We start from the raw sequence: 24826 nt of genomic DNA, 5'->3' as shown, positions 1-24826 counted from the left end.
TTATGATTAAATTAAAAAACTGCAAGTATTTCTTTATTGGAATAACTGCGTTAAGTACTCTTGGTTGTTCGGACGGTGATACAAGTGACATCGTAAATCCTAATGCAGGTATCGATTCAGCAAATGATATCTTTACAGCTGCAGAATGGAACCCTGGAGGTGAACTTGGAACAACAAGTAATGAGCAAGGATGCTATTCGAACCCATCACCTTATGTGGAAAAAAATGGCATGTATCAATCTTTTAAAAAGGGTGAGACGTTCTTTGAGAATGATTTTACTCTCAACACGATGCCACGTAGAGGATTGGGCCCTGCATGGGTTCGCACAGGATGCATGTACTGTCATCCGTCTTATGGACATGGCAAACGTATGACAAAATATCGTGCTAACGACCAAGGTAATGGGTATCTGCTAGTAATATATCACCCGACAGCTGGAACAACTGCTGACGGTAAGACATATGCAGCAGACAGTTATATATCTGAAGTAACAGGTATGCCACAAACGAAGGCCATGGATCCGTTCCTGCCTCCCGTAGATGAAAATCAGATAAGCATAACATGGAAAAAAGCAACAGACCAACATGGTAATAAATTTTCGGATGGAGAAACTTATGACTTGATTTACCCTGATGTAAAAATTCCTCAGTCAGCATTTAACACTGACCCAAAACCAGATAACTATGAAGTTAGACTTGAGTCAACTATAGGAATCTATGGTTCAGCTCTACTAGATGCTATTCCTGACGACTCGCTTATAAATCAATATGTGAAAGAATCTCCTTATGTTAAACTCAATCCAATGATGTGGGATGCATCATCTAATTCGTTGGCAGGAAGCGCCTGGTATACATTAGCTGATGGAAACAAACGCATAAAAAAATTCACATATGCCCTTACTCGTGGTTCACTACAAGATGGTCCAGGAGCAAATGCGATGTGGAATATTACAAATGTAACAAGGAGCGACCGACATTATCTTTACACTACTAAGGCATGGGCTAAAGCGATGTCTGAAAACTCTGATGTAATAAAGTACATACAAGAAAATGGAGCTGACAAAAATTCATTGTTACACCCTTATTATGCAAACGGCAGCAAAGACAGCGTAAGTTATCTTGTAAACCTGCTTCTCGGGCTTAATTCAAAAAACGACACACCTACTTATGAAAAGTATTTTGTAAATAACGACCCTAAAGGTGACGAGATTAGCGACCGGAATTATTATGACTTCATGGTATGGCACAGAGGACTGGCTGTGCCAAAGGCACGCAACCTGAACACTGGAACTGTTAAACGAGGAAAAACTTTATTCTATCAGATGAGATGTACAGCATGCCATCGTCCATCATGGAAAACAGGAAATGATGATTACTGGCAAGATTACATTGTACGTAGTCAAGGAGCTCTACCTAGGTATGCAAATCAAAAGATTTGGCCATACACAGATATGGTACAACACAGGTTGCATATGGAAAATGATATCCGCGGAGGCTGGTGCCGCACAACCCCACTTTGGGGGCGTGGACTTTCTGAACAGGAAACAGGAGCACAGGATAGACTTCACGATTGTCGCGCAAGAAATGTAATAGAAGCTATAATGTGGCATGGATACAGTAAGAATAGCGATGCCTACAGTGCAGCACAGAAATTTTATAATCTCCCCAAATCTGACAGGGATGCAGTAGTCGCATTCATTAATGCAATATAAGTGATCAATATATAATATTCTTTGCGAAAGTTCGTTTTGATTACGGACTTTCGCTTTATTATTAATAAATTAATATATGAAACTAATAAAGAAATTTATCATAATACTTTATGCCGCTATTATTATAATAATGGGTATCGCAACTTTTATCGAACATAGTAAGGGTACAATGTTTGCTTCTACTGAAATATATGGTTCTTGGTGGTTCTGCGCATTATGGGGAATACTTACAGCTGCAGCTGTATTTTTTTTAATCATTTCACGTATAAGAAAATTTGGTACCATTCTTCTTCATGCATCTTTTGTGATTATACTTATAGGCGCATTGACTACTCATATATTTTCGATAAAGGGTATTATCCATTTACGAAAAGGAGAGATGACCAGTCAGTATATGGCTACAGACGAAAAAAATGATATGAAAATCCAGAACCTGCCTTTTGGAATAAAACTAGATAAATTTGATGTTCTTTATTACAACGGAACTACTGCTGCTAAAGATTATATATCAAATGTTACGGTAATAGATGGGAAAAACAGAGTGAAAGGAAAAATATCTATGAATAATGTTTTTTCATATCAATCATATAGATTGTATCAGAATTCGTATGACGACGACCTGCATGGTACTTATCTTACTATTAATTCAGACCCATACGGTATTGCCATTTCATATACAGGATACGCTTTGCTTTTCATTTCACTTATATGGATGCTTGTCAATCCAAAAGGTACATACAGAAAACTATTTAAATCTCCCTTGTTAAAAAAGGGACTGCTCAGTATCATATTATTATTTGTATTTACTCCAAATGGAATAAATGCGAATTCACTACCTGATGTATCTGCTGTGAAATTCGGTAAGCTGGATATTAATTACAATAATCGTATATGTCCAATACAGACATTCGCAATAGATTTCACAAAAAAGATTTACGGCAGTTGTAGCTATAAAGGGTTTATTGCTGAACAGGTTTTAACTGGATTCATTTTTTGGAGTAACGATTGGAATAATGAACCAATAATAAATATTAAAGATATTGATTTACGCGAACGTTTTGGTTTTTCGCAATATATATCACTAAATCAACTATTCAATAAAGAAAGGGGCGGATACATACTTGGGCCACTCGTCCAGGAGTATTATCAAGGAAATCAAGATAAAATGCATAAGGCTGTAATAAGCATAGACGATAAAGTACAATTAATAATGTCTTTAAGACAAGGAGAGCCTCTTAAGATATTTCCATATATGAATAACAATAACATAATATGGCTTGGACCAAAAGATATTATGCCCAAAAGTATGAATGGAAAACAATCTATGTTCATTAAGAATATTTTCACACTATTAAATCAAAGCGCTCGTACAAGTAACTATAAGCAATTCAACGACTATATTTCAAAAATCAAAATTTATCAGGAAAGAAATGGAGGAAACTCACTGCCTTCTATAACACAAATTATGGCGGAACTAACTTATAACAGAATTCCTTTCGCTACTATTTTATTTATAGTTAATCTCACAGTTGGATTTCTTTCATTATTTTACTCCATATACCAACTTACGCGAAAAAAGCAAATCAGACTGCATGCAGATAATATCATATCGTTAATATCATTAGGTATACTCATTTTTTCTTTTTTATGCTTAACATATTGCGAAATTTTAAGATGGATAATAAGTGGTAATATACCTATGGCTAATGGATACGAGACAATGTTAATAATGGCATGGTTCGTAATGCTTTTTTCTTTGATTGCATATAAAAGATTCCATATTCTAATCACATTTGGCTTTCTTATGTCAGGCTTTTTTCTTCTAGTATCGCATATAGGGCAAATGGATCCACAAATTACACCTATTATGCCTGTACTATCATCCCCTCTATTGAGTATCCATGTGTCTATAATAATGATGTCTTTCGCGTTACTGTCTCTTACCTTCATATGTGGACTCATGGCAATAATACTTTTTAGTATTAACAGAATATCAAATTCAAAATATTCAGATATAGAAAGTCAGTTGTCATCACTATGTTTACTATCACGGTTATTCCTTTACCCGGCCGTTGCAACATTAGGTATGGGAATTTTCATAGGAGCTATTTGGGCAAATGTGTCATGGGGACAATACTGGAGTTGGGATCCAAAAGAGGTTTGGGCATTAATAACATTCATGTTCTACGCTGTAGTATTGCACACATCATCATTACCAAAACTACGTAAACCATTATACTATCATGCTTATATAACTATAGCATTTCTGATGATACTGATGACATATTTCGGAGTAAACTATTTATTAGGCGGTATGCACTCTTATGCATAACGCCTAATATTAAAGATTGACTGTATAGCCAATACTAAAATTTAGAATTTTTTCTGTTACAGCCGACACATAATTGCGAATAGCATATTCTGCTTTTAACATCATATTTCTAACAGGACTAAAATTAATTCCTAAAGTATATTTATTCTTTGTATCTATTTTTTTTCCAGCAACACCATCGTATCTTATGAAAGGAACAAATTGAACTTTGTTTTTCAATAAATTACTTAATGTCATGATATCATAACCAAGCTCTAATCCAACAGACTTTGAAGTACCATTGCTACAATAAATTGCAGAACCATCTACAACAAATCCACTGTTAACATAATCCATATCTAAAGAAATATAATGTACATGAGAACTTTCAAATAAATTAGGAGCACAACGATTTATCATACCATGGCAAGATTTTCCTATATAACCACTAACTCCAACTCGTAATGGTTGTATGATATGATAATCCACTCTAGCTGCCATACCTAACATCTCTGCCGTATTTAATGGATAACTCAAATATGACGTCGCAGATATGGCATAATCAAAATTACCTATTATTCCAAAAACGCCTATCCCTGCTTCATGCCATGTGAGTGGAGTAAGATCTGATTCACAATCAGGGTCATAAATAGTAAGAGCCGGCCCACCATTATTAGTTAACCCCACTGGTACATCTATTATACCGGCTTTAAGTTGTAACGCATCTGTAAAATGCTTACGTATATATAATATATTTGTACAAAAATTATGCTGGAAATTATTTTTCCAGCCATCAGAAGAATAAGAACGTTGATATTCAAATTCGGCTGTTATAGACCAGCCATTATATAAATCTGCATTACCGTTAACTATGAAATGAGGAAAATCACATGTTGCATGTTTATTATCCAAACATTTAGGACCATAATTAATTTCCATACTAACAGAACCTTTAAATGAAGACACTTTTGCAGAATCATCTTGCGCCCTTAGTACTATACTATAACAAGATGATGTAAGTCCAATAAACATCAATTTAACTTTGCTCATAAATTATTCAATTCTTTACGGCTGCAAAGTTAATTACAAAATCATATCATATGCAATACCTAAAAATTATGATTTATATAAAAAATCCCTCGTTTAATAATAAACGAGGGATTATATTATGAGTGCGAAATATTTACTTTGCGTAAGAAACAGAACGCGTTTCACGAATAACAGTGATCTTAACCTGACCTGGATAAGTCATTTCTGTTTGTATCTTATTGGCAATATCTGCCGACAAAGCCTCTGTCTCTACATCATCCATTTTATCTGCTCCAACTATAACTCGAAGTTCACGACCTGCCTGAATAGCATATGTCTTTGTTACACCTGGATAACTCATTGCTATTGATTCAAGATCATTAAGTCTCTTAATATATGCTTCAACAATTTCACGGCGAGCTCCAGGACGGGCTCCTGAGATAGCATCACAAACCTGCACGATAGGTGCTAGAAGTGTATTCATCTCCATTTCGTCATGGTGAGAACCTATTGCATTAACGATATCAGGTTTCTCCTTATACTTTTCAGCTATTTTTGCACCATACAATGCATGTGGCAATTCACTCTCCTCGTCTGGCACTTTACCAATATCATGTAAAAGTCCTGCACGTTTTGCCTTTTTAGGATTCAATCCTAACTCAGATGCCATTACAGCACAAAGGTTAGCTGTCTCACGAGCATGCTGCAATAAATTCTGACCGTAACTGCTACGGTATTTCATTTTACCAATAATACGTATGAGTTCTGGATGTAGTCCATGTATACCAAGATCAATAGCTGTACGCTTTCCTGTCTCAATAACCTCATTTTCCAACTGTTTTTTAACCTTAGCGACAACTTCTTCAATACGCGCTGGATGAATTCGGCCATCAGCTACCAACTGATGTAAAGCCAAACGACATACTTCACGACGAATTGGATCAAAAGCTGAAATAACGATAGCCTCTGGAGTATCATCTACAACGATTTCAACACCTGTTGCAGCTTCAAGAGCACGAATATTTCGACCTTCACGTCCTATAATACGACCTTTAACTTCATCATTATCAATATGGAATACACTAACTGAATTTTCTATTGCCGTTTCAGTGGCCACACGCTGTATTGTTTGGATAACAATTTTTTTAGACTGAGCATTAGCATTCAACTTAGCCTCATCCATTATTTCATTAATGTAGCTTGCAGCATCAGTCTTTGCTTCATCTTTCAAACTCTCTACGAGACGTTGTTTTGCTTCATCAGCGCTTAAACCTGAAAGTTCTTCTAACTTAGCACGTTCCTGTATCTGCATCTTCTCAAGTTCATCCTGCTTTAATGCAAGCAACTTTTTCTCATTATCAATTCGTTGCTGCAATTGATCAACTTCCTGCTTACGGCGACCGATATCTTCCTGACGCTGATTAAGCGACATCTCGCGTTGTTTTAAACGATTTTCGCCTTGCTGAATATGCTGGTTCCTAGCCTGCACTTCTTTTTCCAATTCAGATTTTTTATTAAGGAATTTTTCCTTAACCTCCAAAAGTTTTTTCTCTTTGATTACGTCAGCCTCTTTAGCTGCGGTAGTAACCATTTCGTTGTACTTTCCGTTTACGACCTTCATAAATAGAAGATAGCCAACAAGTACACCCAAAGCGAGCGCCACAACAGACGCTATAATTATTGCTATTATCATTTATTAAAAATTTATTTTATTAATATTCCTTTTACTCAGTTTCATTATTAATTTACTCAAAAGCAAAGGGGACATTACTGATAACCTTAAGAATTTTTGTTCTTCATAGCTTCTTCTATCTCAGTTGTAAGTTTGCTGAGAGTATTGACGAAAGGCACAGTATCATTACGAAAATGATCACGCTCATACATCAATGCTATATCTATAAGCGCCATATAATGGAGCTCTTTTTCACTCTTACGCCCATTGTATATCTGGGCATATGCATTTATTCTATCTGAAATCAGCTTGGCAGCAGCACGATACAGAGATTCATCCTCACGAACTATGTTCACAGGAATATCGGTATCATAAACATGTAACCTAATATGAAGTTTTTCTTTGTTTTCGTCTGCCATCGCCCCTAGTTATTCAATCGTCGTTTAGCATTGTGATGCATTTGTCGACAGTTTTTATCAAACCGTTTATCTTCTTACGTGTACTATCTAAATCACCATCAGACACTTCTATCATTCGTGCCATTTTTAACGACTGGTAATCATTCTGTGCCTGAGTCAACTCCTTACTTAACTGTTTTATCTGAGATTCTAATTCTATAATTTTCTTTTCAAGAACATGCTGTTCGCTTTTCTGACTATCATAAGCCATGATAAGCTCTCTAACGCGAGTTTCAAATAAGGCTAAAGTTTTCTCTTCTACAGTCATGGTATACTATTTGATTCACAAAATTAATATTTATTTCTTATATTACCTATAATATATATATATTATTTTGTTTTTTTAAGTTTTCAGTCTCTTATTTCTTTGTATCTTCGTCTTTTTGACGTGGTTCTTTCTTTGCAAGCATTATAACTTGGAAAGCAAAATCAGTAATCCACTTCTGTGAAAAACCTAAACGGCGTTCATATTCTCTTATGGCCAAAACTGTTTTTATTACACCGGCATCACTAAAATCATTCTTATTAAAGATGTCATTTACTGTTTTTTCGGTCATCTGATAAATTGCCTTTTTAAAGAAAGAAGGCATACGAAGTTTCAACTTCATCATATTACCCAAAAGCATCATAAGATCTTGGGTTAATCCCTGAAACTGGATAAGATAAGTCTGTACATCCTGTACTTTATGACAGTTACGTCTAATGCTTTGATCAATCTCCTTGAAAAATATATCATCAGTCTTGTATAATTCTTTCAGCATTTTTTTACAACGACTTTTTTCACCTATTCCCAATTTATTATTGATAGTCTGAACATGCAATGTGGTTTTGAAGATACGCAAATCAGGAAGCATCGCAAGGTTTGTTATACCCAAATCAGCAGCAATAGCAGCTTGAAAATAAACCCTTATTAGGGTCATATAATCTTCCATACCACCGGTTTTCTTTTCTCCATCACTCTTCTTTGAGCCTATAATTTTTGATATTAATCCCATTTTTTATTCAATTTAGTACAAATTCTTTGCAAAGTTAGTTATTTTATCCCGAAAGTCATTATTTTACTGATAAAATATTTAAGTATATAAAAAAATATGTATCTTTGCACAGCTTTTCAGACTTTAATAGTCAAGCACGCGAGGGAGAATTTAGGATACGACATTCGACCAAAAGAAAATAGAGATGCGTCAATATAAGAATACAAATAACTTAATAAAGATATTCGTTGTGTTCGGTGACTTTTTGTTACTAAACGCACTCCTTTATTTATTTGTTTTACTTAGACATTATTTATATTGTCTAACTGATTGTTTTACAGGACACCTTCGAATCCTATTCTTAACAGCAAATTTTGCATTAGCAATAGGCGAATTTTTATACAGTACGATTATACATGAACGCCGTATAACATATGACGAAATTCTGATTAGGGTCATAAGACTTGCCTCTATACAGATTCTTGTGATGTACATGGCACTCAAATTCAGCACGTTCAGCGCTCCTCTTTTTGGTTTTATAATCATATGGAGTTTATGTTTCCCTTTTCTGCTTCTTACTTCTAGATTAATAGAGAGATTCTTTATTAAACGGTTTAGATCTATGGGAAAAAATACTCACTATGTACTTCTTATCGGAGAAGATCCTTCTCTGTTGATGTTATACAAAAGTCTTATTAATGATGCATCTACAGGGTATAAGGTTCTTGGATATTATGCAGACAATGAAATAAAAGACAAACACGAAGGACTAAGACATCTTGGAACGATAAAAGAACTAAATGAAAAAATAAATAAAGGTGGAAAAATTGATGGAGCAGATGATATTTTCTGTAGTTTAAGTCACACAGAAAATGATGAGATTTCATTTATTATGAGTTATTGCGACCACAACGTAGTGCATTTTTTCTACGTACCTAAAATGGTTGGCAACTTCAATCTAAATCTAAAATTAGAACATCTTGGTGATATTCCACTATTTACAAATTATGAAGAACCTTTGCTTACTCTTTCAAATAGATTTATCAAACGTGTATTTGACATAATGTTTTCATCTTTTATTTTATTATGTTTAATACCTTTTTTCCCTATAATAGCAATAATAATAAAGGTACAGAGTCCTGGTCCTATATTTTTTAAGCAAGACAGAACAGGTCTCAATGGGAAGAACTTTAAATTATATAAATTCAGAAGCATGCATGTCAATAGCGAGGCTGATAAAATGCAAGCGACAAAATACGATCCACGAAAATTCAAGTTTGGAGGATTCATGAGAAAGACGAACATTGATGAACTACCACAGTTCTTAAATGTTCTCCGCGGAGACATGAGTATAGTTGGTCCTCGCCCTCATATGCTTTACCACACTAAAATATATTCAGACCTAATTGATAAATATATGGTCCGACATTTCGCTAAACCAGGTATAACCGGATGGGCTCAAGTTAATGGTTGGCGCGGTGAAACTAATGAATTGTGGCAAATGGAAGAAAGAGTTAAGCATGACATATGGTACATTGAAAACTGGAGTATTCTGCTTGATTTCAGAATAATCTATCGTACAATACGAAATATTATAACGCATAACGATAAAAAAGCATACTAATATGAAAGGAATTGTTTTAGCTGGTGGTTCGGGTACACGACTTTATCCGATTACGAAAGGAATAAGCAAGCAACTTATACCTATATTCGACAAGCCAATGATATATTATCCGATATCTGTATTAATGCTTTCGGGTATTCGCGACATACTTATCATCAGTACGCCATACGATTTGCCAGGATTTAAAAGATTACTTGGTGACGGAAGCGACTATGGTGTTCATTTTGAATATGCAGAACAACCTAGTCCAGATGGACTTGCACAGGCATTTATAATTGGAGAAAAATTTATTGGAAGCGACAGCGTTTGCCTTGTTTTGGGAGATAACATCTTCTACGGAGGTGGTTTTTCAAGTCTTCTTCAAGACAGTGTATGTGCTGCAGAAAAAGATGGTAAAGCCACAGTATTTGGATACTATGTTAATGATCCAGAACGTTATGGAGTAGCTGAATTTGACAAAGAAGGTAACTGTCTTAGTATAGAAGAAAAGCCCGAGAATCCTAAAAGTAATTATGCCGTAGTAGGATTATACTTCTATCCAAACAATGTTGTCAAAATAGCTAAAAGCATAAAGCCAAGTAATAGAGGTGAATTAGAAATTACAACAATAAATCAAGAATATCTCAAGCAGAGAAATCTCAAAGTACAAACACTGCAAAGGGGATTCGCATGGCTTGATACAGGAACACAAGACAGCCTGTCTGAAGCCAGCACATTTATTGAGGTAATAGAAAAACGTCAAGGACTAAAAGTTGCATGCTTAGAAGAAATAGCACTCAAAAAAGGATGGATAAGCAAAGAAGAACTTATAAAAATGGCGCAACCCATGCTGAAAAATGCATACGGACAATATCTTAAACAATTAACAGAAGAAAAATAAATATAAAGATGGAAGAAAAAGACCTCAAACAAAACATCGGGGACCAAAGAAACAACATTACGAATAGTGAAGAGGATGAAAAGTCTTCATTAAATTTCAGTACTATTTTCCAAATTGTTATTCTGAATTGGCAATGGTTTGTACTTTCTATTATCATTTGTGTATGCTGTGCTGCATTATATCTGAGATACGAAGATCCTGTATATGAAGTGCAGAGTAGGCTTTTGGTTAAAGATGAACAGAATAAACGTAGCAATATGGGAAACCAAATGCTATCAAACATGCAGGATTTAGGATTTATGACCAATAGTGCAGGTATCGACAATGAAGTAGAAATATTGCAGTCTCACGTGTTAGCTGAACAAGCTGTAAGAGACTTGAAACTTTATGTTGAGTACAGGCTGGAAGGACATATTAAGAATTCAGAAATATATAAAACGCAACCTGTTAATGTAGATATAGATGAGCAACATTTAAATACATTGCCAGATATGTATATCCCTATATCAATGAAGATCTCAAAAAAAGGTGACGAGTACATAGTAAATGGCAAATATTATAAACAGGATAAATACAAAGAAATAAGTAAAGAGAATTACTCTTTTGAAAAGACATTTAAGTCTTTGCCATTTTCATTCTATACTGAAGTTGGAAAAATTACCATCACTGATAATCCTGGATTCTCTATGACAGAAGGACGTGACTTGTTTGTAACTATACACAACCCAAGACAAGAAACAATCAAGTATGTAAAGAATACGACTGTAGAACCTTCTTCCAAAACTACTTCAATAGCACTTATTACACTACATAATGCTGATGCTGACAGAGCTGTAGATTATCTTAAGCAACTGGCAGTCTGCTATAATCGCCAAGCTAATGAGGACAAAAACGAAATAGCTGTTAAGACTGAAGCTTTTATCAACAACCGCTTAGAGAAGATTAATTCAGAATTGGGTAATACCGAAGGGCAACTTGAAAGTTATAAAAAGCGTAATAAAGTTACAGAACTAAAACTTGACGCAACTAACACGATCGAATCTGCAAGCACATATGAGGATAAGTTAACTGAAGCAAGCACACAATTACAGTTAATCAACTATCTAAACGATTATATACAAGCGCCAAGCAATAGGAATCAAATTATTCCGTCAAATGTTGGACTTACAGATTTATCTTCCACTTCACTTATTAATTCATATAATGAAGCTACACTGAAAAGAAATAGACTTTTAATGACATATGCAGAAAGCAGTCCTAATGTAACGCCAATTACAGATGAGATGAACAGAATTATGCATAGTATAAGATTAGCATTAAGCCAAGCAAAAAGAAGTGCAGAAATCACAAGAAATGGTATTAAAAACCAATATAGCATGTATCAAGGACGCATAGGCAGCGCTCCTGAACAAGAACGAATGTTGACACAAATAGGTCGCCAGCAAGAAGTTAAATCCGGACTTTACTTGATGCTCCTGCAGAAACGTGAAGAAAATTCTATTTCTTTGGCAGCTACTGCTGATAAAGGTAAACTTATTGACACTCCTCAACTTATTGGTAAAGTAAGTCCTAAATCTTCTATCATAATGCTGATAGCATTAGTATTAGGAATTGGTGTACCATTTATGATACTATATGTATTAGAAATGCTAAGATACAAAATTGAAGGTCATGAGGATGTTGTACGTCTTACTAAACTACCTCTAATTGCCGATGTTGCAGTAGCAAATTCTGATGTCCTTAATAATGCAGGTATTGTTGTTCATGAGAACCAAAACAATCAAATGGAAGAAATATTCCGTTCGATGCGAACAAATTTGCAATTTATTATGCAGAAGGGCCAAAAAGTTATTCTGTTTACATCCTCTACTAGTGGTGAAGGTAAAACATTCAATGCAGCCAATCTAGCGATGAGTTTTGCACTCTTAGGTAAACGTGTTATATTAGTTGGTCTTGATATCCGTAAACCGAGACTTGGAGAGCTATTCGGATTACACAACCATTCTAAACTTGGTATTACTAATTTCCTTGCTAGTGACAATGGAACAAAAGAAGAACTTTTACATGAAATAGTTCCTTCTGGTGTAAATAAAAATCTTCATTTGCTAATGGCTGGTCCTATTCCTCCAAACCCAGCAGAGCTACTTGCTAGAGAAAGTCTTGATAATGCAGTACAATTTCTTAAAGAGGAATATGATTATATTATACTTGATACAGCTCCTGTTGGCTTAGTTACAGATACGTTACAAATAGGACGCTGTGGAGATGCAACAATATACATTTGCCGTGCTGATTATACGCCAAAAGAAAGTTTCTGTATGATCAACAGTCTTGCGGAACAAAACAAACTTCCAAATCTTTGTATCGTACTCAATGGTGTTGATATGTCAAAGAAGAAGAATGGATATTATTATGGTTACGGAAAGTATGGACGATATGGACATTATGGACGTTCAAACTATGGTTCATCTGGATATGGTAATTATGGTAGTTACGGTAATTATAGTAGTAGCCATTATAGTAGTGAAAATGATAATTCTGTTAAACATTAAATAGATATGATTATAGCTGTAGATTTTGATGGCACTATAGTAGAGCACAAATATCCGGAAATAGGAAAAGAGATTCCTTTTGCAACGCAAACACTTAAAATGCTTATTGCCGATCACCATAAGCTAATACTTTGGAGTGTACGAGAAGGTAAACTATTAGATGAAGCTGTAAAATGGTGTGCTGAAAGAGGTGTTGAATTTTATTCCGTTAACCGTGATTATCCAGAGGAGACCCTTGAAGGAAACAACCACTTTTCACGTAAGTTAAAAGCAGATGTTTTTATTGACGACCGGAATTTAGGAGGATTGCCAGACTGGGGCACTATATATAGAATTATTAGTCATCATAAAAAATGGGAAGAAATGATGTATGAGACACATTCTCAGGATGTACATAATGAAAAACCGTCACAACATAAGCATAAGAAAAAACATTGGTGGCAATTTTAATAAATAAAAAAGCTCTCCGTTATCTGGAGAGCTTTTTTTTATTATTTAAAAGTAATATCATTTATTACTTGTTTTGCTCTTTAAGTGATTTGGAACTTTGAAAGTTCCTAAAACAGGATTTCCTGTATAGTATTTTAACGCTTCTGGCATCTCTTTCTGTATTAAGGAAATACGATTAACATCAGATGGATGATCACTCATAAATTCAGGAGTAGAAGAACCGACTTTAGACATCCTTTGCCAAAAACTTATAGCCACATTGGGATTATATCCTGCCATTGCTGCAAAAATAAGTCCCATATAATCAGCTTCACTCTCATTACTACGCGAATAAGGTAACATTACCCCATATTGTGCACCTAGCCCATATACCTCTTGTGAAATCTGTTTGGTGCTGTTGCTAGCATTACCCAGAAGTAATTCTAATGCCTGAGCACCGTATTGCGCCTTTAATTGCTGAGACATACGCTCTGCCGAATGTCTTGCTACAGCATGAGCTATTTCATGACCAAGAACTATAGCTAGAGAAGCTTCGTCTTGAGTATACTGCAAAAGTCCTTCGTACACAACTATTTTTCCACCAGGCATACAAAATGCATTTGCCTCTTTGTCTTGTACAAGATTGAAAACCCACTTATAGTTTTTTATTTCAGATGCCTCATTGTGCTGTATCAGATATGATTCCACAGCATTGGCAAGACGCTCTCCAACCCTCCTCACCATAGCTGTGTTAGCTAAATTAGTTGAAGGCTTAGCAGACTTCATATAAGTCTGATATTGTTCATTGCTAAGGCTCATTACTTGTTCATCACTGACAAGCAAATGCTGTTTTCGGCCAGAAATAGGAACTATATTTGTTGTTCCACAACTACATAAAAGTAAGGTTGTAAGCATTATAAATAAGCTGATTCTAATTTTTGTCATATTTATTATATTTATAAATGAATTATGGCAAAGGTAGCTATTTTTATAATTTTCACAAAACAAACAATGTTTTTGTTTAATAAAAAAAGCGTACCAGTTATTATAACCGATACGCAGAATATATTGTATCTAAAAAAATTCTATAAGTAATCGCGATTACTTGTTAAGTCCGCGATTGTTGAGAGTAACGTTAAGAAGCATTACATACTTGCGATACTGATTGTCAGTAAGAACATAGTGCATGTACTTCAGATCCTTGTTAATTGCCTTTTCTACAACTGCTTGACGGTCATCCTTGTTTGTGTTCGCTGCGTTCATCATATCTGCGCAGAAAGTTCTGTGGATGTCCTCAACAGCTTCAAGCTGATCAATGTTCAAACCAAGAGTCTCACCAAGTCTGTAATAGTTTACTGTCATGTCATAAGCCTCTACGTTGTTAACGTTGTTTACTTTCTCATCCTTTGCAAATGTTGCAGTCATGCTTAGCACTGCTACAACTAATAAAAACAATCTTTTCATAATCCTTAATCTTTTAAAAATGTTATACCTGTTTATCTTTTGATATTGCAAAGGTAGATATATTTCTGATTAGTGCAACAAATTATTGCAACTGTTTGCGATAACAAGCACTTTTCTTGACGTAAATCAAAAATGAGAACCATTTTATCTTTCAAAATGACAAAAAAAGGTATTAATATTTTGTTCTTCAACCAACTTCCACTAACTTTGCAAACAATTACTAATTATATAATGTATAAAAACAATGGACAAACCACAAAACAAGTGCATATCAGTAGCTTACAAACTTTACAGTAATAATAATGGTGTAGAAGAATTTGTTGAAGAGGCTACTACAGAGAAACCGTTTCAATTTATTAGTGGTTTTGGCATCACTCTTGATGGATTTGAAAAGGCATTAGTGGGGCTCAACGTTAATGATGAATTTGATTTTTCGCTTGATAAGGATGAAGCTTATGGAGATTATGTTGACGAGCGCGTGCTGGATCTTGACAAAGGTATTTTTACGATCAACAATCATTTTGACCACGAACATATATTCAAGGATGCTATTGTACCACTTCAGAACGAAGATGGACAGAGGTTCTATGGCCGTGTACTTGAGATAAGTGATGACAAAGTAAAAATGGACATGAACCATCCACTTGCTGGCAAAAATCTTAACTTTAAAGGACACATAGTTGAAAATCGTGAAGCCACAAAAGATGAAATAGAGGTTATGCTCAATCGTCTTAGTGGAGAAGGTGGATGCGGATGCGAAGACTGCGGAGGTGATTGCGGCGAAGGACACGATCACGATTGCGGTTGTGGGCATTGCCATTAATTATATATAAATATGAGAAATGTTTTCGGCAATATATTTACACTGACATCATTTGGCGAAAGTCATGGTGAAGCTGTTGGGGGCGTTATAGATGGATTTCCGGCAGGCATAGAAATCAATTTAGACTTCATTCAGAGCGAGCTAAATAGAAGGCGCCCTGGTCAAAGTCACATTACAACCGGGCGGGATGAAGCTGATAAAGTTGAATTTTTCAGTGGTATTTTCGAAGGAAAGTCTACTGGATGTTCTATTGGATTTGCAGTCCATAATACCAACCAGCATTCTCAAGATTACAATAATATACGTAATCTGTTCCGTCCGTCACATGCCGACTACACCTATTATAAAAAGTATGGAATTAGAGATTATCGAGGCGGCGGAAGATCATCAGCCCGTATTACGATAAGTAGATGTGTTGCTGGAGCATTAGCAAAACTAGCACTAAAACAGTTAGGAATAACTGTTCAAGCATATACTTCTCAGGTAGGAAACATTTCTCTTGATAGAGATTATAATAAATATGATTTGGAATTAACCGAGAGCAATATAGTTAGATGTCCTGATAGTGAAAAGGCTAAGGAAATGGAAAGACTTATTGCAAAGGTAAAAGCAGAAGGTGATACTATTGGTGGAGTTATAACATGTGTAATAAAGGGCTGTCCTGTAGGATTAGGTGAGCCTGAATTTGGCAAGTTACATTCTGCTCTAGGAAGTGCTATGTTGTCTATAAATGCTGTAAAAGGATTTGAATATGGTGAAGGCTTTGAAGGTGTAAAAAGTAAAGGCTCTGAGCAAAATGATGTCTTTTGCAATGAAAATGGACATATATATACAAAGACAAATCATAGTGGTGGAATACAGGGTGGTATAAGTAATGGACAAGATATCTATTTCCGAACAGCCTTCAAGCCTGTAGCCACATTATTAAGAGAACAAAATACAATAGACTTAGATGGTAATCACACTACAATAAAGGCTATCGGTAGACACGATCCTTGTGTTCTGCCTAGAGCAGTGCCTATTGTAGAAGCTATGGCAGCAATGACATTGCTAGATTATTATTTGATTTCAAAGACCTGCAAATTATAGTTTTTTAGAATTAATATTCATAAAAAATGAGTTCGCATTGCAATTGTATCAATTAAATGTTGTACTTTTGCAGACATAAATCATTGGTTTGTGAAAATCATGATTTGTCTTAGTTAAGTCTAGTTTAGTTTTTGTGTTGGTTGAGAGCGATTCCAAAAAGGAACCGCTCTCAAATTTTTTATTTTAATTTTAGCCAAGCATATCAAAATTAAAGTATATCCTTGAAATATTAACAAGTCTGCATTTACTATTGAAACATAACATGGTCACATTTTTTTATTAGAAATGCCACTTCTAGTATCACTTATATGACAACAATCTATAACTACGCTTTTACACACTAGTATCGATGCTTTTCATTAAGTGTATAGATATTAACTCTCAAAAGCATCGATATGACTAAATTATATGCAAAATACATATTTAATACAATAATATGATTAATATTAAATATTATAAAACTCTGTCTAAATATAAACAGTGTACGATTCATTTAATATACTAACAGAAAAAACTGCAACATTAATTATTTATATTAATATTGCAGTCAACTATTTCAATCAAGCTCTTTTCTATTCAAGTGAACCTATTATTTCTTGTACTGATTTACATCCATGTGAATCCAACCAGCTATTTATACCGTCACGTATCTTTATGGTAATAGCAGGATCAATAAAATTAGCAGTACCTACTTGTATAGCCGTTGCACCTGCCATCAGAAATTCTATAGCATCACTCGAATTGCTAATACCTCCAAGGCCTACAACTGGAATTTTAACAGCTTTGGCAACTTGCCAAACCATCCTTAGAGCGACTGGTTTAACTGCCGGACCGCTTAAACCACCTGTTTTTATACTAAGCATAGGCTTGCGCTTCTCAATATCTATAGCCATACCCATAATTGTATTTATCAAAGACACACTATCAGCACCTTCAGCTTCACAAGCCTTAGCTATTTCAGCAATATCAGTAACATTAGGAGAGAGTTTAACAATCATCGTCTTATTATACCTTTGACGCACAGCCTTGACAACACTCGCAGCGCCTGCACAAGTCACCCCAAAAGCCATTCCTCCTTGTTTAACATTAGGACATGAGATATTAAGTTCTATAGCCGGTATATTATCCAAATTATCTATCCGACTAGCGCATTCAGCGTAATCATCAGGAGATGAACCGCTGACATTTACAATCATATTAGTATTAATGTCCTTAATCTCTGGATAAATATTATCACAGAAATAGTCTACACCTTTATTCTGTAGTCCTACGCAATTAAGCATACCTTGAGGAGTCTCAACCATTCGTGGATAGTCATTGCCTTGGCGATCATGTAGAGTCGTTCCTTTTACTATTATACCTCCCAAACCTTCTAGAGGAATAAAGTCTGCGTATTCTAATCCATATCCAAATGTGCCCGAAGCTGTCATTACTGGATTCTTAAGACTTAAATTATTTATTTTTACATTTAGAGCTGCCATGATAGTTTCTTAATATTTAACACCGGACCTTCTTTACAAACACATATATTGCCGTCTGTTGTCTTCTCTACACAACATAGACATGCACCTACACCACAGGCCATTTTATTTTCTAATGATACCTCACACTCAATATTATGCATTGCGGCATATTTGGCTACAGCCATCATCATAGGCTTCGGGCCACAAGTTGCCAACATTTTGAAATTAACATTTCCAAGTATTGAATGGTCAGTTACAAAACCTTTTTCTCCTCTTGTTCCATCCTCTGTTGTAATATATACATTACCAAGACTCTCAAAAAGATCCATTTCCAACAAATCTTTTCCGCTTCTGGCACCTAATAAGAAATTTGGCTTGCATCCTATACGCTTTAATTCATTCCCGTAATATAAAAGAGGTGCAACACCAACGCCTCCGCCTACAAGAAGTAATTCTTCATCTTTTGAATCAGGGATCGTAAATCCATTACCTAATGGCAGTACACAATTAAGTCTATCTCCTGCTTTCAGATGTGATAATCTTTTTGTACCATCACCAATAACAGCAACAAGAAGCCACAGTTCATTATTAGCACGATCTAAAAAATTAATAGATATAGGTCTGCGTAAAAATGTGGTCGGCGAATCGTCAACACGGACTTCTACAAATTGACCAGGAATCATATCAGGCAATTCTTCATCATCAGTAAGTTTAATCAAAACATACTTCTCATGAATTTGCTCAACGGAATTGACTTTTAAATCTAATATATATTTTTTCATTACGGTATATTTACAAGGTGCAAAGATACTGTAATTCGAGAGACTACAAAACAAAAACAAGAATAATCTTATTTTTTAGGTTCAAAAGTCTCATAGGTCAAGTCATCAAAATAGACTCTTATCTCTGTTATTTTACGTTGTGGTTTGTCAATATATTTGATTTCACTTCTTACTATCTCTTGGTGATGATTTTGAAATTGATGAGGAATAATAGGGTCGGAGGTTGTTGTTGATTGTACAGATGCTTCTGAACCGAAATCAAGTACGGGTTCAACTTCTGAATGCGAAGTATCAACAGCAACATTCTGTTCCTGATTATCTTCCACATACATACTGCCTGTACCAAATATTAACCATTCTGTATTAATACGTGGAATTTTATTTTTTATAGCTTCTACGGTATTAAGTGTTGGTTTTGTACGATCGTTGAATATGCTGCTAAGTGATGCAGGAGACATTCCTATGAATTGTGCAAAATTCATTTGAGTCATATGTAAGGACTCCATTAGTTGTTTTATTCTCTCTTTCATACTAATTAGTTCGTAAGAAGGCGCTTTAGCGCCGATTATTTTTGATTTTACAAAGGTAAAGTAAAAAATCGATATAAACAACATTTGTAGCGTATATTTATATATCTAAAGGTTTGATTTATGATTTTATATTTGTAAATGTAAAGAATATAAACGTCTTAATTTTAATTTATAAACACAAATGTAAATTTAGATGTCTAAATATTGACAAAGCCTTTATATAAGGGATTTATATAAAAATGTGGTTATAAATCAGTTATTTACATATCTGTATTGATAAATATCGCCTTCATGCATATATCGGTTCGTTTATGACGTGATTTTGAGCCTTTATGATTAACTAGATGCTATAAGTGACTGGTTTTTAGTATATTACATTTATAAAATATTAATGGATATTTATAAATTTGTATTTGTAATGTTTGGTGTTTTGCATTTCAATATCAAAATTAATATTTCATTATTTACATTTAAGATTGTTGATTTGCGTTTGTGATATGTAAACATAGCTGTTTCTTGTTTGTATATTGTAAACACAAATATACAAAGTTAAATATTAAAGAACGCTAATCGTAAATCATATAGGTACGTAGAACCTAAAAATAGACAGAATTCGATTATTCCTTACGACGTACGAAAGCGGAGCAAATTTTAAAGTTTTGAAGGGTTTAAAATAGCCTTAAAAGCCTATTTATATAGGGTTTACGGCATAAAAAAAGTGTTCCGAAGAACACTAAATCTAGAATAAAAATAAGCAAAAAAGCCTATTATTAGTGCAAAATAAAGAAAAGAAGTTCTTGCATAAGTTCCCCAACTGGTGTATTAGGATTATCTAGTCCTTTACTTTTAGCATCTATTTCTCTTATTTTAGAAATTATCTGCATCACTTTTACTCCTGAGAAATTTCTCATACCTGTGATGTAATCTTTTGTAGCCCACTTACCTCTTAATTCAAGATATGAAGCAAGACTATCAGGATCTTTACGAGGAGAATAATATGCTATCATAAGATTTTGAAAGTACTTGAAGATCATAGGTAAGAATGCGAAGATAGAACCTGCCTTAGGATTTTCGTCAAAATATTTCATTATCTGATTTGCCTTATAAATATTCTTATTTACAATAGAATCTCGGAGTTCGAAAGCATTGAAGTCTTTACTCACTCCTATTTGCTTTTCAACCATTTCAGGATTAACACGCTTGTCATTTTCTGGAAGAGAGATCATAAGTTTTTCCAGCTCACTTACTAATCTACTCAAGTCGGAACCTATCGAGTCTGAAATCATCTGAACTGATTTTGGATCTATGCCGACTTGGTTCTTCTTGAGATAGTTTTCTATAAACGCAGGTAACTGCCAATCTTTAATTTTATTGCTTTCTAACAACACCCCATTTTTGCTTATCAATCCTGGAAGCTTTTTCCTTTTATCAATTGAACCATTTTTGTAGCAAAGTACCAAAATAGAAGTTGGCATCATTTTACCTCCGACATATTTTTCGAGAGCATCCCAGTTTCTAAGATTTTGTGCTTCCTTGACAATAACAACTCTATGTTCAGCCATTACCGGATATTGCTTTGCTAAATTAACAATATCATCAGCATTTACATCCGACCCAAATATTAAGGCCTGATTAAAATCTCTCTCTTCCGGACTAAGAATTTTATCTGCAATAAAATCTGATATTTTATCTATATAAAACGACTCATCACCCATTAACAAATATATGGGCATATATTTACCTGATTTTAGGTCACGGATAACGCTATCATACGTTACCTTTAATGTTTCTGGCATATTCTTTTATGTTATTTTTGCTACGTAATGCAAGTTCTTTGCATCTTTTTTGTAACTTTGTTCGCAATTCAACAAGCTTACAGATTGCAAATTTAATAAAATGTATCGATTAAACCTACCACAATACGATATAAAAACAATTGAGAAGAGTGGAAAAATATCTATTTTTGATATTCTTCGAAACAAATACGTATCTCTAACTCCTGAAGAATGGGTAAGACAGCATTTTATACATTATATTATTGAGCACAAAAAATATCCACAGGCATTGCTAGCAAATGAAATTGAATTAAAAATAGGAAATAAGAAGTTGCGCTGTGACAGTGTCTTGTATTCCAAAAATCTGCATCCTCGAATGATTATTGAATATAAATCACCCAATATTGTTCTGACACAAAAAGTCTTTAATCAGATTTCGATATACAACATGATGCTTAAAGTAGACTATCTTATAGTAAGCAATGGCATTCAGCATTACTGCTGCAAAATGGATTATAATAATCAAAAATATTTATTTTTGAGTGATATACCAGACTACGATAATCTTTGACAATTTTACAAAAAAAATCCTTCGGTATAAAATTATTATTCAAAATTTTCATACCGAAGGATTACAATTTTATTACAGAAAATTAATTCTACATATCATTAACACTAGGACTATCGTCTGTTTTCTTTTTGCGAGCAATACGAGAAACCTTACGCTTTGGTTTATCTTCTACCGTTTTTTCAGTCTTTACTCCTGCTAAATCAGGATCAATCATTATACGACCACAATATTCACAAACGATGATTTTTTTATGCATTTTAATATCCAACTGACGTTGTGGTGGTATTTTATTAAAACAACCTCCACAGGCATCACGCTGTACATATACTACACCAAGACCATTACGCGCATTTTTACGTATACGTTTGAATGATGTAAGAAGACGTGGTTCTATTTTAACTTCAAGTTCTTTTGCTTTCTGTTTTAAGACCTCTTCTTCTGTACGTGTTTCTTCCATAATTTCATCAAGTTCAGCTTTCTTCTGTTCAAGATCTTTTTTCCTCTCGTCAATAAGTTGAATATTGTTTGCTAATTCAGCATTTTTTTCTTCAACCTTAGAATTAGCCTCTCTTATCTTTTTTTCGCAAAGCTGAATTTCCAATGTTTGGAATTCTATTTCCTTGCTCAAGGTATCATATTCGCGGTTGTTTTTTACATCATCCAACTGCTTCTGATATTTTTCCACACTAGCCTGAGCTTCTGTAATATCAGCCTTGTTCTTTGATACAGCATTTGTGAATTCAGAGACTTCTTTTTCCATTTTTTCGATACGTGTTGCCAAACCGGCAATTTCATCTTCCAAGTCTTGTACTTCAAGAGGTAATTCGCCTCTCAATGCTCTCTTGTCATCAATAGAAGACAGAGTGGTCTGCAACTGATAAAGAGTTTTCAGTTTTTCCTCAACTGACAAATCTGTAGGATCTTTTTTTGCCATAATATTTATAAGTAAATTATAGGATTTGTGTTTGTTTCTGCCATAAATATTGGTAAATTCTTGCACGCATCCTGTATTATTGATTTAAAAATTTCATTGGTATATTGTTCACTCTGATAATGACCTATTACTGCTATCTGAATTTTTTGATCATTACCAAAATATTCATGATAGTGCATTTCACCGGTAATGAACGCATCCGCACCTTCAGCTATTGCATCATTTATCAAAAAAGATCCCGCACCGCCACATATAGCTACGCTCTTAATCTCTCTACGCAATAATTGATTGCACTGAACACATTCCACATCAAAAGCCTTCTTTAGGTCTATTATAAAGTCATCAGCTGCCTTAGGCTCTTCGAATTCGCCTATTACACCGCTTCCACATTCTACTCCATCAACAATTTTATGACAGAAAAAGTGGACATTGCGTAGGTTCATTTTCTCAGCTATCTTGAAGTTTACACCCCCCTTTGCATTATCCATATTAGTATGCATTGAGATTACAGCAATACTATTCTGAATAGCTTTGATTACAATACGTTGTACATAATCAGCATCTGATATTTTTTTCAGCGGATGAAACAACAATGGATGGTGAGACACTATCAGATTACATCCCTTTGATATTGCCTCGTCAACTATTTTTTCTGTCACGTCCAAACACAATAAAGCCCCTGATAATTCCGTCTCTGTTAATCCTAATTGCAAGCCGGCATTATCGAAGTCTTCTTGCAGAGGCAGAGGCGCGAAACGTTCAAGGGCGCTAAGCACATCTTTTATTTTCATGCTTTACAGCATTTAAAATTTAAATTGAACTGCAAAAATAACTATTTTTTATCAGATTTACAAGCTTTACCTTGTTTAATTAAATTTTATTAGCTTTTTATCTTTTATTATTGACTCTACAATATAATTTTTGCAGTCAAAATAAGAATAAAGAAAGTTTTAAACCTGGAAAGACAGACAACCTTTTAGGTTCTTCTTCAATTTAGTTGAAAAACAGCCAACTCAAACTGATAAAGCCACAAACCTGCAACAGATAAAGTCAGTCAGTGACTGGCCATAAATATATTAAATTCTTTTCTTTCAACTAAATTAAAGAAGAACCACTGAAATCAGGAAAAGACATAGTGTCGTTTTTACTTTTGTAACTTGTAACTTTTGTAACCATTTCTATATATCTGCATAAATAATCGGAAAATCACACATGTAACCACGAGCATAAAGTATAAAATAATTTTACATAAAGTCAACAAACACAGAATTATATTTGTAAATATATTTTCAATATATACAATCACTAAAAAGTTAAAAAGGTTACAAAAGTTACAAGTTACATTTGTTACTTTTACATCTGCCTTTATTAAGCCTCCTGAAGCCTAATTATAATATATAATATATATTATTATATATTATAATTAGAATATTTTAATTACGTTTTTGGATTTCTTTTGCAGTGGAAAATCAAAAATAACTTTTGTAACTTGTAACTTTTGTAACCGTTATTTTTTGATGCCATCATTGTTGGGTTCTGCTAAGGTTTGCCGAAAATGAAATTTGTCGTATCGCTAAAGCCCCTTTGTTTATAGGCGTTTCAAGGGTGTTTTTTGAGTTGTAGAATTGGCGAAAGGTGGATTTGTACCCTAAAAGTTTTGAGTTTTCACAGATTTGCCGTACCTTTGCAACCGTCAATGAGAACAAGGGGCGACGACGCCGTCGGACAGACTGATCAACTGCCGCAGACAGTTT

General features: G+C 34.4%; 22 protein-coding genes. 9 read left to right on the top strand and 13 right to left on the bottom strand.

Translation table 11 applies throughout. The features are described 5' to 3' along the window. Positions 1-2 precede the first annotated feature (2 nt). Both XYLOR_RS01795 and XYLOR_RS01790 read left to right on the top strand, forming a co-directional pair. Positions 3-1712, top strand: coding sequence for a di-heme oxidoredictase family protein (locus XYLOR_RS01795; protein ID WP_036876439.1), 1710 nt, complete (start codon positions 3-5; stop codon positions 1710-1712). A 76-nt stretch (positions 1713-1788) separates the two neighbouring features. Further along, complete coding sequence (locus tag XYLOR_RS01790; protein ID WP_036876438.1) at positions 1789-4044, top strand: cytochrome c biogenesis protein CcsA; 2256 nt, start codon at positions 1789-1791, stop codon at positions 4042-4044. 9 nt (positions 4045-4053) lie between these two features. On the opposite strand, the gene XYLOR_RS01785 is transcribed toward XYLOR_RS01790, so the two are convergent. The 5 genes from XYLOR_RS01785 to XYLOR_RS01765 form a co-directional block, all read right to left on the bottom strand. Beyond that, entirely contained in the window at positions 4054-5073 is a 1020-nt protein-coding gene (locus XYLOR_RS01785) for a hypothetical protein (protein ID WP_036876436.1), read from the bottom strand. A 133-nt stretch (positions 5074-5206) separates the two neighbouring features. Beyond that, on the bottom strand, positions 5207-6745 hold the full coding sequence (gene rny, locus XYLOR_RS01780; protein ID WP_036876434.1) for a ribonuclease Y: 1539 nt from the start codon (positions 6743-6745) through the stop codon (positions 5207-5209). Positions 6746-6831: 86 nt separating this feature from the next. After that, complete coding sequence (locus XYLOR_RS01775; RefSeq protein WP_036876432.1) at positions 6832-7143, bottom strand: cell division protein ZapA; 312 nt, start codon at positions 7141-7143, stop codon at positions 6832-6834. Positions 7144-7156: 13 nt separating this feature from the next. Continuing rightward, entirely contained in the window at positions 7157-7450 is a 294-nt protein-coding gene (locus tag XYLOR_RS01770; protein WP_036876431.1) for a coiled-coil domain-containing protein, read from the bottom strand. A 91-nt stretch (positions 7451-7541) separates the two neighbouring features. Then, a complete protein-coding gene (locus XYLOR_RS01765) occupies positions 7542-8177 on the bottom strand; it encodes a DUF8491 family protein (protein ID WP_036876429.1) in 636 nt (211 codons plus the stop codon). A gap of 184 nt (positions 8178-8361) precedes the next feature. On the opposite strand from XYLOR_RS01765, the gene XYLOR_RS01760 reads away from it, so the two are divergent. The 4 genes from XYLOR_RS01760 to XYLOR_RS01745 are packed head-to-tail and all read left to right on the top strand — an operon-like array spanning position 8362 to position 13662. After that, positions 8362-9780, top strand: coding sequence for an undecaprenyl-phosphate glucose phosphotransferase (locus tag XYLOR_RS01760; RefSeq protein ID WP_036876426.1), 1419 nt, complete (start codon positions 8362-8364; stop codon positions 9778-9780). Position 9781: 1 nt separating this feature from the next. Next, on the top strand, positions 9782-10660 hold the full coding sequence (rfbA, locus tag XYLOR_RS01755) for a glucose-1-phosphate thymidylyltransferase RfbA (RefSeq protein WP_036876425.1): 879 nt from the start codon (positions 9782-9784) through the stop codon (positions 10658-10660). A gap of 8 nt (positions 10661-10668) precedes the next feature. After that, positions 10669-13212: a GumC family protein gene (locus XYLOR_RS01750; protein ID WP_036876424.1), complete on the top strand. Its 2544-nt coding sequence runs from the start codon at positions 10669-10671 to the stop codon at positions 13210-13212. A gap of 6 nt (positions 13213-13218) precedes the next feature. Next, positions 13219-13662: a BT0820 family HAD-type phosphatase gene (locus XYLOR_RS01745; RefSeq protein ID WP_036876422.1), complete on the top strand. Its 444-nt coding sequence runs from the start codon at positions 13219-13221 to the stop codon at positions 13660-13662. A gap of 57 nt (positions 13663-13719) precedes the next feature. Here the strand turns inward: XYLOR_RS01745 and XYLOR_RS01740 are convergent, their stop codons facing one another. Beyond that, complete coding sequence (locus tag XYLOR_RS01740; protein ID WP_036876421.1) at positions 13720-14586, bottom strand: M48 family metallopeptidase; 867 nt, start codon at positions 14584-14586, stop codon at positions 13720-13722. A gap of 156 nt (positions 14587-14742) precedes the next feature. Next, a complete protein-coding gene (locus XYLOR_RS01735) occupies positions 14743-15105 on the bottom strand; it encodes a hypothetical protein (protein WP_036876420.1) in 363 nt (120 codons plus the stop codon). Positions 15106-15349: 244 nt separating this feature from the next. Between XYLOR_RS01735 and XYLOR_RS01730 the strand changes: the two genes are divergently transcribed. Then, a complete protein-coding gene (locus tag XYLOR_RS01730; protein WP_036876418.1) occupies positions 15350-15928 on the top strand; it encodes an FKBP-type peptidyl-prolyl cis-trans isomerase in 579 nt (192 codons plus the stop codon). Between the two features lie 12 nt (positions 15929-15940). Next, the gene (aroC, locus tag XYLOR_RS01725; protein WP_036876416.1) at positions 15941-17017 is read left to right on the top strand and encodes a chorismate synthase; all 1077 of its coding nucleotides are present in this window, start codon (positions 15941-15943) and stop codon (positions 17015-17017) included. Positions 17018-17589: 572 nt separating this feature from the next. Here the strand turns inward: aroC and XYLOR_RS01720 are convergent. From XYLOR_RS01720 to holA, 4 genes are all read right to left on the bottom strand, one after another. Next, positions 17590-18498, bottom strand: coding sequence for a dihydroorotate dehydrogenase (locus XYLOR_RS01720; protein WP_036876415.1), 909 nt, complete (start codon positions 18496-18498; stop codon positions 17590-17592). After that, positions 18486-19262, bottom strand: coding sequence for a dihydroorotate dehydrogenase electron transfer subunit (locus XYLOR_RS01715; protein ID WP_036876414.1), 777 nt, complete (start codon positions 19260-19262; stop codon positions 18486-18488). The genes XYLOR_RS01720 and XYLOR_RS01715 overlap by 13 nt, the downstream gene beginning before the upstream one ends. 68 nt (positions 19263-19330) lie before the next feature. Further along, a complete protein-coding gene (locus tag XYLOR_RS01710) occupies positions 19331-19792 on the bottom strand; it encodes a helix-turn-helix domain-containing protein (RefSeq protein WP_036876411.1) in 462 nt (153 codons plus the stop codon). 770 nt (positions 19793-20562) lie between these two features. Then, positions 20563-21588 (bottom strand): DNA polymerase III subunit delta, encoded by a 1026-nt coding sequence (gene holA, locus XYLOR_RS01705; RefSeq protein WP_036876410.1) that lies wholly within the window; start codon positions 21586-21588, stop codon positions 20563-20565. Positions 21589-21688: 100 nt separating this feature from the next. On the opposite strand from holA, the gene XYLOR_RS01700 reads away from it, so the two are divergent. After that, entirely contained in the window at positions 21689-22138 is a 450-nt protein-coding gene (locus tag XYLOR_RS01700; protein ID WP_036876408.1) for a type I restriction enzyme HsdR N-terminal domain-containing protein, read from the top strand. Between the two features lie 88 nt (positions 22139-22226). Here the strand turns inward: XYLOR_RS01700 and XYLOR_RS01695 are convergent, their stop codons facing one another. Continuing rightward, positions 22227-23072 carry a zinc ribbon domain-containing protein gene (locus XYLOR_RS01695; RefSeq protein ID WP_036876407.1) on the bottom strand — a complete coding sequence of 282 codons (846 nt, stop codon included), beginning with the start codon at positions 23070-23072 and terminating at the stop codon, positions 22227-22229. Positions 23073-23077: 5 nt separating this feature from the next. Further along, positions 23078-23863: a Nif3-like dinuclear metal center hexameric protein gene (locus XYLOR_RS01690; protein ID WP_036876406.1), complete on the bottom strand. Its 786-nt coding sequence runs from the start codon at positions 23861-23863 to the stop codon at positions 23078-23080. Between the last annotated feature and the right edge of the window lie 963 nt (positions 23864-24826).

The sequence above is a fragment of the Xylanibacter oryzae DSM 17970 genome, assembly GCF_000585355.1.
Classification (GTDB): domain Bacteria; phylum Bacteroidota; class Bacteroidia; order Bacteroidales; family Bacteroidaceae; genus Prevotella; species Prevotella oryzae.
This window is presented reverse-complemented; position numbering and strand designations above follow the sequence as displayed.